The sequence below is a fragment of the Rhodococcus sp. PSBB066 genome, from assembly GCF_017068255.1.
Classification (GTDB): Bacteria; Actinomycetota; Actinomycetes; order Mycobacteriales; family Mycobacteriaceae; genus Rhodococcus; species Rhodococcus aetherivorans.
In genome coordinates this window covers 310,060-324,391 of sequence record NZ_CP070859.1, presented here as the reverse complement: position 1 = coordinate 324,391, position 14,332 = coordinate 310,060, and the positions used below count along the sequence as shown (strand labels likewise).

General features: G+C 70.9%; 15 protein-coding genes. 6 read left to right on the top strand and 9 right to left on the bottom strand.

From position 1 onward, the window contains the following. Window positions 1–5: 5 nt before the first annotated feature. Genes JYA75_RS01555 through JYA75_RS01540 form a run of 4 tightly spaced genes read right to left on the bottom strand, consistent with a single transcriptional unit; the run spans window position 6 to window position 2,558 of the window. Window positions 6–758 (bottom strand): ABC transporter ATP-binding protein, encoded by a 753-nt coding sequence (locus JYA75_RS01555; RefSeq protein WP_152103822.1) that lies wholly within the window; start codon window positions 756–758, stop codon window positions 6–8. After that, complete coding sequence (gene cbiQ / locus JYA75_RS01550) at window positions 755–1,513, bottom strand: cobalt ECF transporter T component CbiQ (protein WP_051446125.1); 759 nt, start codon at window positions 1,511–1,513, stop codon at window positions 755–757. The genes JYA75_RS01555 and cbiQ overlap by 4 nt, the downstream gene beginning before the upstream one ends. After that, a complete protein-coding gene (locus JYA75_RS01545) occupies window positions 1,510–1,872 on the bottom strand; it encodes a PDGLE domain-containing protein (protein ID WP_006945654.1) in 363 nt (120 codons plus the stop codon). Before JYA75_RS01545 ends, cbiQ begins: the two co-directional genes overlap by 4 nt. Continuing rightward, the gene (locus tag JYA75_RS01540; protein ID WP_006945652.1) at window positions 1,869–2,558 is read right to left on the bottom strand and encodes an energy-coupling factor ABC transporter permease; all 690 of its coding nucleotides are present in this window, start codon (window positions 2,556–2,558) and stop codon (window positions 1,869–1,871) included. The genes JYA75_RS01545 and JYA75_RS01540 overlap by 4 nt, the downstream gene beginning before the upstream one ends. 246 nt (window positions 2,559–2,804) lie before the next feature. On the opposite strand from JYA75_RS01540, the gene JYA75_RS01535 reads away from it, so the two are divergent. Beyond that, on the top strand, window positions 2,805–3,197 hold the full coding sequence (locus JYA75_RS01535) for a hypothetical protein (RefSeq protein WP_072634157.1): 393 nt from the start codon (window positions 2,805–2,807) through the stop codon (window positions 3,195–3,197). Between the two features lie 117 nt (window positions 3,198–3,314). On the opposite strand, the gene JYA75_RS01530 is transcribed toward JYA75_RS01535, so the two are convergent. After that, a complete protein-coding gene (locus JYA75_RS01530; RefSeq protein ID WP_203329618.1) occupies window positions 3,315–3,749 on the bottom strand; it encodes a hypothetical protein in 435 nt (144 codons plus the stop codon). Between the two features lie 340 nt (window positions 3,750–4,089). Between JYA75_RS01530 and JYA75_RS01525 the strand changes: the two genes are divergently transcribed. After that, window positions 4,090–4,431 (top strand): DUF3703 domain-containing protein, encoded by a 342-nt coding sequence (locus JYA75_RS01525; protein WP_072634159.1) that lies wholly within the window; start codon window positions 4,090–4,092, stop codon window positions 4,429–4,431. Between the two features lie 48 nt (window positions 4,432–4,479). Here the strand turns inward: JYA75_RS01525 and JYA75_RS01520 are convergent, their stop codons facing one another. From JYA75_RS01520 to JYA75_RS01505, 4 genes are all read right to left on the bottom strand, one after another. Further along, entirely contained in the window at window positions 4,480–5,325 is an 846-nt protein-coding gene (locus JYA75_RS01520; protein WP_006945646.1) for a PhzF family phenazine biosynthesis protein, read from the bottom strand. 266 nt (window positions 5,326–5,591) lie between these two features. Further along, on the bottom strand, window positions 5,592–6,932 hold the full coding sequence (locus tag JYA75_RS01515) for an MFS transporter (RefSeq protein WP_050034503.1): 1,341 nt from the start codon (window positions 6,930–6,932) through the stop codon (window positions 5,592–5,594). A 25-nt stretch (window positions 6,933–6,957) separates the two neighbouring features. Continuing rightward, window positions 6,958–8,493, bottom strand: coding sequence for a long-chain fatty acid--CoA ligase (locus JYA75_RS01510; protein ID WP_185713960.1), 1,536 nt, complete (start codon window positions 8,491–8,493; stop codon window positions 6,958–6,960). A 49-nt stretch (window positions 8,494–8,542) separates the two neighbouring features. Beyond that, on the bottom strand, window positions 8,543–9,709 hold the full coding sequence (locus JYA75_RS01505) for an acyl-CoA dehydrogenase family protein (protein ID WP_203329617.1): 1,167 nt from the start codon (window positions 9,707–9,709) through the stop codon (window positions 8,543–8,545). A 197-nt stretch (window positions 9,710–9,906) separates the two neighbouring features. On the opposite strand from JYA75_RS01505, the gene JYA75_RS01500 reads away from it, so the two are divergent. Genes JYA75_RS01500 through JYA75_RS01485 form a run of 4 tightly spaced genes read left to right on the top strand, consistent with a single transcriptional unit; the run spans window position 9,907 to window position 14,318 of the window. Then, window positions 9,907–10,485: a TetR/AcrR family transcriptional regulator gene (locus JYA75_RS01500; RefSeq protein ID WP_006945640.1), complete on the top strand. Its 579-nt coding sequence runs from the start codon at window positions 9,907–9,909 to the stop codon at window positions 10,483–10,485. After that, a complete protein-coding gene (locus JYA75_RS01495) occupies window positions 10,482–11,987 on the top strand; it encodes an NAD(P)/FAD-dependent oxidoreductase (protein ID WP_185713959.1) in 1,506 nt (501 codons plus the stop codon). Before JYA75_RS01500 ends, JYA75_RS01495 begins: the two co-directional genes overlap by 4 nt. Then, window positions 11,984–13,699: a GMC family oxidoreductase gene (locus JYA75_RS01490; protein WP_185713958.1), complete on the top strand. Its 1,716-nt coding sequence runs from the start codon at window positions 11,984–11,986 to the stop codon at window positions 13,697–13,699. The genes JYA75_RS01495 and JYA75_RS01490 overlap by 4 nt, the downstream gene beginning before the upstream one ends. Next, complete coding sequence (locus JYA75_RS01485; protein ID WP_029547198.1) at window positions 13,692–14,318, top strand: acetoacetate decarboxylase family protein; 627 nt, start codon at window positions 13,692–13,694, stop codon at window positions 14,316–14,318. The genes JYA75_RS01490 and JYA75_RS01485 overlap by 8 nt, the downstream gene beginning before the upstream one ends. Window positions 14,319–14,332 lie beyond the last annotated feature (14 nt).

Here is a 14,332-nt window from a genome sequence, read left to right as displayed (position 1 = left end):
GGCGCTCAGCGCGGGTCGGTCTCCGGCAGGGTGAATCCCCACGGCAGTTCCAGCCGGTTCGCGGCGAGCAGGTCGGCGTCGGCGAGCAGGGCGGTGATCGGACCGTCCGCGACGAGTCGTCCGTCGCTCACGATCACGGCCCGGCTGCACACCTGCGCCGCGTACGGCAGGTCGTGGGTGACCAGCAGCAGGGTGGCGTCGATGCCGAGGAGGACCTCGGCCAGTTCCCGGCGGGCGACGGGATCGAGGTCGGTGGACGGCTCGTCCAGGACCAGAACGTCGGGCCGGCACGCCAGCACGGTGGCGAGGGCGACCCGTCGACGCTGACCCGCGGACAGACGCGCGGTGTTGCGGCCGGCGTGCTCGGTCATGCCGACCGCCTCGAGGGCCTCGCGGACCCGGGCGTCGAGTTCGGCTGCGGAAACGCCGAAGTTGGCGGGCCCGAACGCCACGTCCTGTGCGACGGTCGGCATGAACAACTGGTCGTCGGGATCCTGGAACACCAGTCCGACCCGTCGCCGGATCTCACGCAGGGTGTTCCGCGCGACCGGCAGCCCGCCGATCCGGACGGTCCCGGACGACGGCGCCAGTACGCCGTTCAGGTGCAGCATCAGGGTGGTCTTGCCGGCGCCGTTCGGGCCGAGGACCGCGACCCGCTCACCGGCGGTGACGGCGAGGTCGATGCCGTCGAGGGCGCAGTGCCCGTCGGGGTGGACGTGCCGTACCCCCGTCAGCAGCACGGCCGGCTCCGCGGTCATGCCGTCACCCAGGCGGCGGCGCAGACGGCACCGGCGACGGCGGCCGGCAGCAGGCCCGCAGTCCAGGCCATCGCGGTGGCGGGAGGACCGGAGGCCGGGACGGCACCGGTGAATCCGCGGGAGAGCATGGCCAGATGCACCCGCTCACCGCGCTCGTAGGCGCGGACGAACAGCCCCCCGATTCCCCGGGCCGTCGCTCCGATGCGGTGGAGGGTGCGTGGGTCGTCGCCGCGGGAGATCCGGGCACGGTGCATTCGGTTCGCCTCGGCGGCAAGCAGTTCGAGATAGCGCAGCATGAGCACCGCCACCGTCGTGAGCAGTGCCGGAACCCGGAGGCGGGCCAGGCCGGCGGGCAGGTCCTGGGCCGGGGTGGTGGCCGCGAGGACGAGGGAGACGAGCACCCCGAGGGTGCCCTTGACGAGGATGCCCCACGCCGCGTACAGGCCCGGAACCGACAGGGAGAACCCCAGGACGTCGACCCGGTCGCCGGCCTCGGCGAACGGGAGCAGGACGGCGAGCGCGACGAACGGAGCCTCGATCGACATGCGCGGCGCCAGCCAGGCGCAGCGGATCCCGGCGAGTGCGCAGATCGCCGCGACGACCGCGAAATGGAGGGCGAAGGCCCACATCGCCTCGCGCGGAGTGGCGACCACGACGAAGACGAATGCCGTTGCGGCGACGATCTTCACCTCGGTGGGCAGGCGGTGCACAGCAGTCGTCGCGCGTGCAGGCCCGCCCCGCAGCGCGGTGGTCACGGCCGCGCTCCCGGAGTCCTGTTCCCGGATGCGCCCCGTCGACGGACGAGGAGACGGAACAGCGCGGCGGCCACCGCCGAGGTCGCGGCGACGCCGAGAACCCCGGCCACGCCGGTGGATCCGGTGTGGCCGCCGACCGTGTAACCGGCCAGCGGACCCGCGTCCCACGGATGATCGGTGGCCTCACCCGCCAGGCACTCCCCGGTGACCGTGGCGCTACCGTCGACTTCGACCACGGCACACCCCCGCGCGGTCGCGGCCTCGAGGCCGTCGGGGCTCGAATCGGCAAGGTACGAAAGCATCCCCGCGCACAGGAACGCCGCCACCGCGAACAGGATCAGGAGACGCCGGCGCGTCATGCCGGTGCCCGGGTCGGCGGCCGCAGCGGGCGGAGCAGATGGACGATGTCGGGCCGCGCCCGTGCCACCGCGACGACGGTGACGGCGGTGACGAGTCCCTCACCGGCGCCGATGAGAACGTGGGTGCCGAGCAGGAACGCAGCGACGGTGCCGGCGGACCCGGCGGTGCCGCCGACCGCGTACTCGACCAGGAACCCGGTCGCCGCGGCGACCGTCGCGACCAGCGCTGCGGCAAAAGAGATCACGCCGAGGGCCGGTCCGCACGGGTACCGGCGCAGCAGCGGACGCAGCGCCACGGCCGTGCCGTACCCGGCGAGCACGCCGAGCAGGGCCATGTTGGTGACGTTGGCGCCGAGGGCGGTGAGACCGCCGTCGGCGAAGAGCAGTGACTGCACGACCAGCACGACCGTCAGGCACAGGGCGGCGGTCGCGGGACCGACCAGGACGGCGGCGAGCGCGCCGCCGAGTACGTGCCCGCTCACCCCCGGCAGGACCGGAAAGTTGATCATCTGCAGGGCGAAGACGAAGGCCGCGACGAGGCCGGCCAGGGGAGCGATGCGCTCGTCGAGCCCGGACCGGGCCCTGCGGAGCGCCACCGCGAGGCCGAGCGCGGCGACGACGAAGAACGCCAGCGAGGTCCGCGCGTCGAGCAGACCGTCGCTCATGTGCATGGCTACGACGTCCATCGGAAGAACCTCCGAGGCGTGAGGATGCGTCGACGCGATTCTAGCTGCCCACCTGAACAACTGAACAGGCTTTCGGCCGTCGGGCCGGTTCGTCCCGTTCCGCCGGGACCTTCGTGCGGCGCGGTCCGCAGTGGGGCGTCCTGCCGTCTCCCCGGCGAGATCGACTGTCGACAAACGCGGCGCCGCGTGCTCGGATGGAGTGAGGGGGTCCATTCGTCGGAATGCTCGAATCCCCGAGGAGAAGCGATGAACGACGGAACCGGAAGGCAAGAGGAACCGCAGTCGGAGCGGGGTGCCCCCGGCTCGCGCGACATGGGCTCCACCGGCCCCGGAGGAGGGCCCGCGGACCGCCCCGCCGGCGCGTTCGAGGACGACGAGATGATCTCCGCCGACCCCGGCGACGCGGGATCGCACCGACCCGGGCACACCACGACGGTCGGGGATGCGGACGCGGTCGTCCCGCCCTACGAGGGGCGGACGGAGCGCGGGGATGTCCGTCCCGCGCCGGACGACAGGGGAGAGGCGAGCACCGGGGGTGCCGGACGGCCGGTGGCCGACGAGACCCGCAAGTCGGCGGAGCCCTCCGAGACCCCGGGTGGCGCCACGACGTCGCCGACCGAGGAGCGGCCCGCCGGGTGAGCCGACACGACCCGAGGTGACGACGAGGGGCCGGCCCCGCCCACCGGGCGAGGGTGCACCGCGCCGAGGACGCGCGCTGTTCGGGCGGACCAGGGAGCCCGGTGCGCCGGGGCGGCGTCAGACGAACGTGCGCGCCAGCACGATCGCCAGCGCGATCAGCAGTGCGGCCTTGACGATCTCGAGCGCCACATAGGCGTAGTGCACCTTCGAGCGGGGTGCGTCCTCCCCCGCGAGGATGCGGTTCGAGCGGCGCGTCAGCGGCGGGCGGATCACCGCCACCTGGACCGCCAGCACGGCCACCGTCACGAGGAGCAGGATCCACCCGGTCGTGCCGGGCGACGAGACCAGGCACGCCGCGATCAGCACGAGGGCGAGGACCCCCTCCACCGTGTTGAGCGCCCGGAACACCAGGCGACCGATACCGAGTCCGAGGGGGATGGTGATTCCCGGCGCCCGGAACTTCAGGGGTGCTTCGAGGAAGGAGATGGCGAGCACCATCCCGAGCCAGAGCATCGGCACGAACAGTTCCACGTAGCGTGCGAGAGTTTCCATCACCCGTCCTCGACTGCTGTGATCGGCACCTGATCGCCAATCCTAGTGGCGCCTGCGGCGACGGGGACGCCGGCCGCCCTTCGTCACGGCGAGAAGGGTGAGGACGAGGGCCGTCGCTGCGAGAGCGACGACGAAGACGACCACGTGGGCCGCACCCGCGCTGCGGTCACTACAGTCCTGACCGTCCTCGGATCACTCGTTGCGCAGAGGGGGCGCGGGAATTCCGGCCACGGACGTGTGTGAACGATCGACCCGTGGCGGCCCGTTCTTGCTCGGCGGCCGAGACCGAGGAATGCTGCTGACAACTCGCGCTCGACAACGTTCACCGAAAGGATCGGTCATGCCGCGCATCGGTACCGCCGCCCGGGACCTCTACCGACGGGAGATGGCCGCGTCGAAAACTGCCGGCGACCCGCAGCAACGGTGGCGCCACCTCGAACGGGCGCACATCCTGTCCCAGCCGGATCCGTGGTTGCACACCTGCAATCACGTCGCGATGCTCGCCCTGGCGCTGCGCTGCCGTGACCGCCGCGAGGCCCTCGGGCAGGTCGTGCGGATCGTCGTCGCTGCTCCCGGTTCGATGACCGGCCGGTATCCCGAAGGCAACACCGGACGGGTCGCCGCCGGCCTGACGACCCCGATGCCGGTTCCGGCCGATCTGGCCCGGGCGCTGTCGGCGTAGTCGCCCACCCCCGGATTCGGAGGGGCGGACCCCGCTCACGACCGGCTCCTACAGGTGCACGGTCCCGCGGATGCACGTCGTGCTGTGTCCGCCGATCCACACCTCGTCGCCCGACGAGTGCACGGTCACGATGCCGCGGCGGCCGACGCGCGTCCCCTGGCTCGCTCGGTAGTCGGCCGGCGCGATGCCGGCGCCGATCAGCCACTGGGCCAGGCCGGCGTTGAGGCTTCCCGTCACCGGGTCCTCCTTGACGCCGACGGGCGCGGCGAAGGCGCGGACCTCGAACTGCTGCGGCGATCCCGGCGGGTAGGGGCCGACGACACCGAGCATCAGGTCGCGCATGTGCTGGTCGTCGGGTTCGAGGTCGAGCACGTCCTGCGCGGACTCGAGCAGGACCGCAGCCCAGCCGGGCCCGTTGTCGACCCAGTTGTGGGCCACGATCCGCTCGCGCGCGATCCCGAGGCCACGGGCGATGCGGGCCAGGTGGTCCTCGTCGAGGTCGCCGCGACGGACCAGCTCGGGGGCGCGGAACGCTGCCGACTCGTCGGTGTGGCGCAGTTCGACGAGTCCGGCTCCGCATTCCTGGACGAGAAGGCCCGGGGTTTTCGGCACGCCGCCGGCCTCGAGCCACGCGTGCGCCGAGCCGAGCGTGGGATGGCCGGCGAACGGGATCTCCGCGCCGGGGGTGAAGATGCGCAGCCGGTAGTCGGCCTCGGGGGTCGTCGGGGGAAGAACGAACGTGGTCTCGGACAGGTTCGTCCACGCCGCGAACTGCGCCATCGCCTCGTCGGGGATGCCGTCGCCGTCGAGGACGACCGCGACCGGGTTTCCCCGGTACGGCTCGGCGGCGAACACGTCGACCTGCGCGAAGTTCCGGGAACGTGGCTGCACCATCGGCTGTGTCTCCTTCGTCGGTTCCGTCCCGACGATTGTGGTCGCGGCGCCGGCGGGGCGCATCCGAATATGCCGGCGACCCTGCGATGGGCTCAGTGCGGACCATCCGTTCCGCGACGCTCGACCGCATCGGTCCGAACCACCTCGAGGCCGGCATCGATCACGTGCCGATGCGGCGCTGAACGACTGCGGCGCTGAACGACTGCGGCGCTGAACGACGAAGGGCGCGCAGGGAAGTCCCTGCGCGCCCTTCACGGTTCGAGGATTCAGTGCTCGTACGTGCTCAGGTCGCGGTCCTTGCTCTCCTTCGCCAGGAGGATGAACACCGCGCTCAGGACTGCCAGCCCGATCATGAACGCCGCGACCAGGCCGGTGCCGCCGCCGGCGGCCGCCTGCAGCGACGCGAGGATCACCGGCGTGAAGCCCGCGCCGAGCAGTGTCGCGCCCTGGTAGCCGAGCGAGGCGCCGGTGTACCGGGCCGCGGTGCCGAACTGCTCGGCGATGTACGCCGCCATCGGACCGTAGGTCGCGGACTGGCAGACGCCGAAGCCGAGCACGAACCCGAGCGTCACCAGGGCGACGTTGCCGGACGACAGCAGTGCCAGGATCGGCACGATCAGCACGACGAACGCGCCGAGACCGAAGAGCATCACCGGTCGTCGGCCGACGCGGTCGGAGAGGCGGGCGAATCCGAGCAGGGTGAAGATCGCGACGAACTGGCAGACGGCGAACGCCAGGAGCGCCTGCGATCGGGTCACCCCGGAATGGGACGCGTACCCGATGGCGAACGTGGTGAACATGGTCTGGATGCCGAAGCTGGCCATGCACCCCAGGGCGACGAGCAGCAGGTTCCGGGGACGGCGCAGGATGCTCAGGATCGGCGGGGTCCGCCTGTCGACCGCGGTGGCGTCCACCTCGGCCTGCTTGGCCATCGCCTCCCGGAACAGCGGGCTCTCGGACACCCGGGCCCGGACGAACAGGCCGACGGCCAGCATCACCGCGGACAGCAGGAACGGGATGCGCCAGCCCCACGACAGGAAGTCGTCCTCGGGCAGCAGCGCCACCAGCGCCAGGGCGAGGGTGCCGAGCAGGGAACCGGTGGGTGCGCCGGCGTTGGTGAACGAGGCGGCGAAGCCGCGCCCCCGCCCGCCGACGTGCTCGAGGGACATGAGCGCCGCGCCGCCCCACTCACCGCCCACGGCGATGCCCTGGCACACGCGCAGCAGCACGAGAATGATTGCGGCCCAAGATCCGATCGCCGACGCCGGCGGGACGAGGCCGATGAGGAACGACGCGACGCCCATGACCGTCATGGAGATCAGCAGCATCGACTTGCGGCCGTACCTGTCGCCGAAGTGCCCGAAGACGACGCCGCCGAAAGGACGGGCCAGGTAGCCCGCGGCGAACGTGCCCATCGACGCGATGGTCCCGGCGAGCGGGGACAGGTCCGAGAAGAACACGGGTGCGAAGACGATCGCTGCCGCGGTCGCGTAGAGCAGAAAGTCGTAGAACTCGATGGTGCTGCCCAGATAGCTCGACAGCACGACGCGTCGAACTTCCTTCTTTCTCTGGGCCGCAGTGATGTCCGCGGATGCGGTGACGGTCATGGGAGCTCCTGCCGTGGCGGTCGGGTCAGTGGGCGTACTGCTCGCGCAACTTGTCCTTGCGGATCTTTCCGGTGGCGTTGCGGGGGATCTCGTCGAGAACGAGAAGGGATTTGGGGATCTTGTACCTGGCGAGGCGCTCGCCGAGGAAGGCGAACAGCTCGTCCTCGGTGAGGGTGGCGCCGTCGGCGAGGGTGACGGCGGCCCGGCCCACCTCACCCCACTTCTCGTCGGGCACACCGAAGACGGCGCAGCCGAGGACGCCGGGCAGGTCGAGGATGGCGGCCTCCACCTCGGCGGGGTAGATGTTCTCGCCACCCGAGATGATCATGTCCTTGAGCCGGTCGACGATCGTGACGAAGCCGTCCTCGTCGGGAACCCCCACGTCGCCGGAGCGGAACCAGCCGTCGCCGGTGAAGGCTTCGGCGGTGGCGTCGGGGCGATTCCAGTACCGCCGCATCACGTTCGGGCCGGAGATCTGGATCTCGCCGCGGTCGCCGGGGGCGACCTCGGTGCCGTCCGGGTCGACGACGCGCACGTCGGTGAAGAAGTGCGGGGCGCCCGCGGTGCCGAGCTTGCGCTCGGCGTCCTTGGGCGTGAGGATCAGCGCGCCCGGGCCGGTCTCGGTCAATCCGTATCCCTGGCAGAGGCGGACGCCACGGGCGGTGTAGGTCTGCAGGGTCCGTGGCGGTACCGGTGCGGCCGCGACGATCCAGCGACGGATCGAGCTCAGGTCGGTGCGGTTCCAGTTCGGGTGGGTGCTCATCGCGTCGAGCATCGTGGGCACCCCGAACGAGTACGTGACCCTCTTGGTTTCGATCAGGTGCAGGATGCGGCCGGGCTCGAAGCCCTCCTCGACGATCACGGTGCCGCCCTTGAGCAGGGTTGGCAGGGCGACGAAGTTCAAGGCGGCGGTATGGAAGAGCGGTGCGGCGACCAGGGCCACCTCGTCGGAGAGGAAGTCGAGATCGACGATCGGATTCATCACCGCGAACACCACGTTGCCGTGGGTGAGGACGACGCCCTTGGGCCGGCCGGTGGTGCCGGAGGTGTACATGATGAAGCACGGGTCGTCGTGCGTGACCGGGACGTCGAGACGGTCGGCGGGGGCGGTCGCGATGATCTCCTCGTAGCCGACGGCCCGGTCGTCGGGTGCCCCGTCGAGGACCACGCGCCGGGCGGTGCCGGCCGCGGTGGCGGCCGCGGTGGCGGCCGCGTCGGCGACGTCCGCGAGGGCGGCGGAATGGATCAGCACGGCGCTGCCGGAGTCGGCCAGGCAGTACTCCACCTCGGGGGTGGTCAGCCGGGCGTTGAGCGGCACGAACACGGCCCCGAGCAGGCCGGCGGCGAACAGCACCTCGAGGTAGGCGGGGTGGTTCGCGGACAGCAGCGCGACCCGGTCTCCGGGGCCGATACCCCGGGCGCGCAGGGCGTGGGCGAGCCGGGTGACCCGCTCGTCGAGTTCGCGGTAGGTGACGGTGGTGCCGCGGAAGTCGAGCGCGACCGCGTCGGGGGCCTGCCGGGCGCGTCGGTGCGGCCAGGTTCCGGTACCTTGATTGAGCACGGGATCTCCTCGATGCCTTGGGATGCGGGATGGTCTGTGGCCGAAGCGACTACGTCCGGGTGAGCCGGCGACCGACGATCTCCTTCATGATTTCCGTGGTGCCGCCGTAGAGGGTCCCGGCCCGGGAGTCCAGATAGTCGCGGGCGACGTCGTACTCCTTCATGAACCCGTAGCCGCCGTGCAGCTGCACGGCCCGGTGCACCACCTTCAGATGCAGTTCGGTAACCCACCACTTGGCCATCGCCGCCGTCACCTCGTCGAGCCGGCCGTGGGCGGCGTCGAGGATGCAACGGTCCACGAACACCTGCGCGATCTCGATTTCGGTGGCCAGTTCGGCGAGGTAGAAGCGGTTGGCCTGGAAGTCGGCGATGCGCTGCCCGAACGCTGTGCGGTCGGTGGCGTAGCGCAGCGCCGTCTCGAACGTGCGGGTCATCAGGGCCATGGAGGTCACCGCGATGCTGAGCCGCTCCTGCGGCAGGTTGTGCCGCAGATAGCCGAAGCCCCGGTTCTCCTCGCCGAGCAGGTTGGCGCGGGGCACGCGAACGTCGTCGAACACCAGCTCGGCGGTGTCCTGTGCGGACAGGCCCACCTTGTCGAGCGGGCCGTTCTTCGTGAACCCGGGCATGCCGTCCTCGACGACGAGCAGGCTCACCCCGTTCTTCCCGGCGGCGGGATCGGTCTTCGCGACGACGATGATCGTGTCGGCGAGCAGGCCGTTGGAGATGAAGATCTTGCTGCCGTTCAGCACGAAGTGGTCGCCGTCGGGAATCGCGGTGGTGGCGACGGCGGCGAGGTCGCTGCCGGCGCCGGGTTCGGTCATCGCGATCGCGCCGATCGCCTCACCGGCGACCATGGGGGCGAGCCAGCGATGGTTCTGCTCCTCGGTGCCGAGGGCCGTGAAGTACGGGGCGACCAGGTCGTTGAATCCCGACAAGCCCATGGTGACGGCCTGGGCGCCGACGCGGGCGAGTTCCTCGATGAGCACGGCGCCGAACCGGAAATCGTCGATGCCCCCGCCCCCGAACCGTTCCGGCACGGCGACACCGAGCAGGCCGAGCTTGCCGGCCTGCCGGTACAGCTCGCGATCGACGCGGCCCGCCGCGGCCCACGGCTCGAGGTGGGGTGCGACCTCGCGCTCGGCGAAGCGTCGCGCGGTTTCGCGGAACGCGGCGTGGTCGGGTTCGTAGATGGTGCGTTCGAGCGACACGGCACTCATGGAGACGGCGGTCCTCCTTCTGCGACCTCGTGGTTTGTCGCGCAGATCACAGTAGACCAATAATGATTGAAATAGTCAACGGTTGAATTCCATCCGCTTTCCGGGTGGGCGGTGCCCTCAGCTGGGGATATGTGTCTCGGCTAAAAACTTGCAAGCAGTCTGGACTGTTTGTTGTTTTGCTGTTACCGTCCGTTCTTGTGACTCGAACCACATCCACGGGCACGGGGCGCACGCAGGCCGAGCGCACCGCCGTGACCCGGGCGAAACTCCTCGACGCGGCCGTCGACTCGCTCGTCGAACTCGGCTACGCGCGCACCACCACCCAGGTCATCGCCAAACGGGCCGGGGTATCCCGGGGTGCGCAGCTGCATCACTTCCCGACCAAGGAATCGCTCGTCGTCGCCGCGGTCGAGCACCTCGTCGACAAGCGCCTCACGGAGATCCTCGAGGCCAGCCCGGACCCCGAGCGTGGCCTCGACGTCCTCACCGACGCGTTCCGCGGACCGTTGTTCCACGCCGCGCTCGAGCTGTGGGTGGCCGCCCGGACCGATCCCACCCTGCACGAGGCGGTGATCCCCCTCGAGCGCAAGGTCTCCGACGCGCTGCGGGTCGGCTGCCTCGAGATCATGGGGGACCGGATGGGCCCCGACGGAATCGACCTGAGCATCGAGCTGGCCCGCGGCCTCGCCGTCGCCGCCCTGATGCGTACCCCCGAATCGGATCGTGAGATCCGGGAGCGGCTGCTCCCGGTCTGGAAGGAACTGGTGATGAAGTGAGCATCGTGACCCTCCCGCCGCACGTCCACACGCTCGTCGTGGGGGCCGGCTTCGGGGGCATCGGCATGGCGGCCACGCTGCTGCGTGAGCACCCGCGCGCCGACGTCCTCGTGATCGAGCGGGGCGACGACGTCGGCGGCACCTGGCGGGTGAACACCTACCCGGGCGCGGCCTGCGACGTGCCGAGCGCGCTGTACTCGTTCTCCTTCGCGCCCGAACCGGACTGGTCGAAGGCCCACGGCACCCAGGAGGAGATCTACGCCTACCTGCGTCGGGTCGCGACGGAACAGGGCGTCACCGACCGGACGATGTTCGGGTGCGAACTGCGCGACGCGCAGTGGGACGGCGAGAACACCCGCTGGATCGTGTCGACGTCGCGGGGCGACCTCACCGCCGACGTGCTGGTCTCGGCGACCGGTGCGCTGTCCACCCCGACCCTCCCGAAGGTGCCGGGCCTGGAGATGTTCCGCGGCAAGATGTTCCACTCGGCAGAGTGGGACCACGGCTACGACCTGCGCGGCAAGCGCGTCGCCGTGATCGGCACCGGCGCCTCCGCGATCCAGTTCGTCCCCGCCATCGTCGACACCGTCGGGCACCTGACGCTGTTCCAGCGCACCGCCTCGTGGGTCATGCCCAAGCACGATCACACCATTGCGCGTCCGGTGCGCGCCCTCTACCGGCGTTTCCCGCTCGCGCAGAAGATCGTTCGTGGGGCCGTCTACGGGCAGAAGGAAACGTACGTCGTCGGGATGACACGGCCGTTCGCGCGCCGGTGGCTCGTGCCGTTGTTCGAGCGCCGAGCGCTGTCGGTCCTCGACAAGCAGGTCCCGGATCCGGAGCTGCGGACGAAGCTCACCCCGGGGTTCCGGATCATGTGCAAGCGGATCCTGCTGTCCAACGACTGGTTCCCGGCGATCACCCGGCCCGACGTCACCGTGGTTGCCTCCGGGCTGACCGCGGTCACCGAGAAGGGTGTTGTCGACGAGACCGGCAACGAGTACGAGGTCGACGCCGTCATCTTCGGCACCGGCTTCACCGTCACCGAACCGCCTGTGGCCCGGCACATCCGGGGACGCGACGGCCGCACCCTGGCCGAGTCCTGGAACGGCAGCCCCAGCGCCTACCTGGGCGTCTCGGTCCACGGCTTCCCCAACCTTTTCCTGATGTACGGGCCGAACACCAACCTCGGCCACAGCTCGATCGTGTACATGCTCGAATCGCAGGCCGCCTACATCGCGGACGCCCTGCGCACCATGCGGTCCCGGGCACTGGCCACCGTCGAGGTGACCGCCGGCGCGCAGCGCGACTACAACGCCGAACTCGACCCCGCCCTCGCCGGCACGGTGTGGAACGCGGGCGGCTGCCACAGCTGGTACCTCGACCGCAAGGGGCGCAACTCGGTGATGTGGCCGACGTTCACCTGGCGGTACCGCGCCCGGACCAAGCGCTTCGATCCCGAGAACTATGTGACCCGTCCCGCTGCCGAAAGGATTGCGGCATGACCCATTACGACGTTCTGGTCGTCGGGTCCGGCTTCGGCGGCAGCGTCGCCGCGCTGCGCGCGACCGAGAAGGGCTACCGCGTCGGCGTTCTCGAGGCCGGCCGCCGCTTCGCCGACGACGAACTGCCGAAGACCAGCTGGCGACTGCGCAAGTACCTGTGGGCCCCGGCCCTGGGCTGTTACGGCGTGCAGCGCATCCACCTGCTGCCCGACGTCCTGGTCATGGCGGGCGCCGGCGTCGGCGGGGGATCGCTCAACTATGCCAACACCCTCTACCGGCCGCCGGCCCGGTTCTTCCAGGACCCGCAGTGGGGGCACATCACCGACTGGCAGGCCGAGCTCGGACCGTACTACGAGCAGGCGGCGCGGATGCTCGGCGTGCGCCCGAATCCGCTGACGACCCCCGCCGACGAGGTGATGCGCTCGGTGGCCGAGGAGATGGGGGTCGGCGAGACGTTCACCACCACGCCGGTCGGCGTGTTCTTCGGCGAACCGGGGAAGACGGTGCCGGACCCGTTCTTCGGGGGCGCCGGGCCCGAGCGCACCGGCTGCACCGAGTGCGGCGGCTGCATGACGGGTTGCCGGGTGGGCGCGAAGAACACCCTCGTCAAGAACTATCTGTACCTTGCCGAGCAGGCCGGGGCGACGATCCATCCGCTCACCACCGTCACCGAGATCCGTCCGCGCGCCGAGGGGGGATACGAGGTCCGTGCCCGAAGCACGAACCGGATCCGCAAGCGCCACACCGTGTTCACCGCCGACCAGGTGGTGCTTGCCGCCGGCACCTACGGCACGTCGCGGCTGCTGCTCGCGATGCGCGAGACCGGTGCCCTGCCGAGGTTGTCGCCGCGACTGGGCACGGTGGTGCGCACCAACTCCGAAGCGGTGCTCGCCGCGACGGCGCAGGACCGCACCGTGGACTACTCCCGCGGCATCGCGATCACCGCCTCCTTCCACCCGGACGACCACACCCACATCGAACCGGTGCGGTACGGCAAGGGCAGCAACGCCATCGGGCTGTTGCAGGCCCTCCTGGTCGACGGTGGGGGCCGGACACCGCGGCTGGTGAAGTTCCTCGCGGTGGCGGCCCGCAACCCCGCCGCGTTCCTGCGCACCCTGTCGGTGCGGCGCTGGTCCGAGCGGACCGTGATCGCGCTGGTCATGCAGACCGACGACAACTCCCTCGAACTGGCGAGCACGCGCGGGCCGTTCGGACGCCGACTCACGAGCCGTCGCGGGCCCGGCGCGCCACCGCCGGAGTGGATTCCGGTGGGTCACGAGGCCATCCGGCGGGTCGCCGGCAAGATCGACGGCGACGCGGGCGGATCGGTTGCGGACCTGGTCAACATTCCCATGACCGCGCACTTCCTCGGCGGCTGCGTGATCGGGGACTCGCCCGAGTCCGGTGTCGTCGATCCCTACCTGCGCGCCTACGGCCACGAGGGCCTGCATGTCGTGGACGGATCCGTGGTCAGCGCCAACCTGGGCGTGAACCCGTCGCTCACCATCACGGCGCAGGCCGAGCGGGCGATGGCGTTGTGGCCCAACAAGGGTGACGCCGATCCACGCCCGACGCTCGGATCCGGTTACGTGCCGCTCACTCCGGTGCGGCCGGTGCGGCCCAGCGTGCCGGAGTCGGCTCCCGCGGCGCTGCGCCTGCCGATCCATCCCGTCCGACGAGAGGAGGCCGCCCGTGTTGTGGAGCGTGCCTGAGAGCACCGACGAACGTACCGACTGGCCGACGTCCGCGCCGCCGCCGTGGTCGGCGCAGGCGCGCGCGGCCCTGTGGTGGCACCGCAGCGCGCCCGGGGCGGCCCAGTTCGGCCCCGGCGGCCGGACCCTGCCGTTCACCCTCGCGATGGTGGTGGACTACCTCGAATCGCCCGTCGGCCCCTACCGCGAGGTGCTCGCAAGTCCCGTCCTGCGCCCGGGGCTGATCCCGGCGATGGCCGTGCCGTTCATCGCCGTGGACTCCGAGGCGTCCGTGCACGGCGGGCGCGAGCACTGGCATCTGCCCAAGGTGCTCGCCTCGTTCACCGGCGACGTCATCGGCCGGTTCTCCGCCACGGGCGACACATGGAAGGTGGACACCGACGCGACCCCGCGCGGTCCGGAACTGCCGATCGTCGGGGGACTGGCGTTCGCACAGCCCGAACCGGACGGCAGCCAGGCCCGCGCCACGGCACGGCTGAGGGGACGGTTCCGCTACGCCCGGGTCCGCGTCGAGGCGCAGGGCCCGACACTGGGACGGTGGCTGCTGCCGGGGGCACACCACGGCATCGTCATCACGTCGGGCCGGATGAGCATCGGCCCGGCCCGGACGGTGCGCTAGGGAACCTGCGGTGA

Bases quoted from the DNA above. Each gene is read 5' to 3' on its own strand.
- JYA75_RS01555 (WP_152103822.1), bottom strand. From the start codon at position 758: ATGACCGCGGAGCCGGCCGTGCTGCTGACGGGGGTACGGCACGTCCAC.
- JYA75_RS01545 (WP_006945654.1), bottom strand. From the start codon at position 1,872: ATGACGCGCCGGCGTCTCCTGATCCTGTTCGCGGTGGCGGCGTTCCTG.
- JYA75_RS01540 (WP_006945652.1), bottom strand. From the start codon at position 2,558: ATGGACGTCGTAGCCATGCACATGAGCGACGGTCTGCTCGACGCGCGG.
- JYA75_RS01535 (WP_072634157.1), top strand. From the start codon at position 2,805: ATGAACGACGGAACCGGAAGGCAAGAGGAACCGCAGTCGGAGCGGGGT.
- JYA75_RS01530 (WP_203329618.1), bottom strand. From the start codon at position 3,749: ATGGAAACTCTCGCACGCTACGTGGAACTGTTCGTGCCGATGCTCTGG.
- JYA75_RS01525 (WP_072634159.1), top strand. From the start codon at position 4,090: ATGCCGCGCATCGGTACCGCCGCCCGGGACCTCTACCGACGGGAGATG.
- JYA75_RS01520 (WP_006945646.1), bottom strand. From the start codon at position 5,325: ATGGTGCAGCCACGTTCCCGGAACTTCGCGCAGGTCGACGTGTTCGCC.
- JYA75_RS01515 (WP_050034503.1), bottom strand. From the start codon at position 6,932: ATGACCGTCACCGCATCCGCGGACATCACTGCGGCCCAGAGAAAGAAG.
- JYA75_RS01505 (WP_203329617.1), bottom strand. From the start codon at position 9,709: ATGAGTGCCGTGTCGCTCGAACGCACCATCTACGAACCCGACCACGCC.
- JYA75_RS01490 (WP_185713958.1), top strand. From the start codon at position 11,984: ATGACCCATTACGACGTTCTGGTCGTCGGGTCCGGCTTCGGCGGCAGC.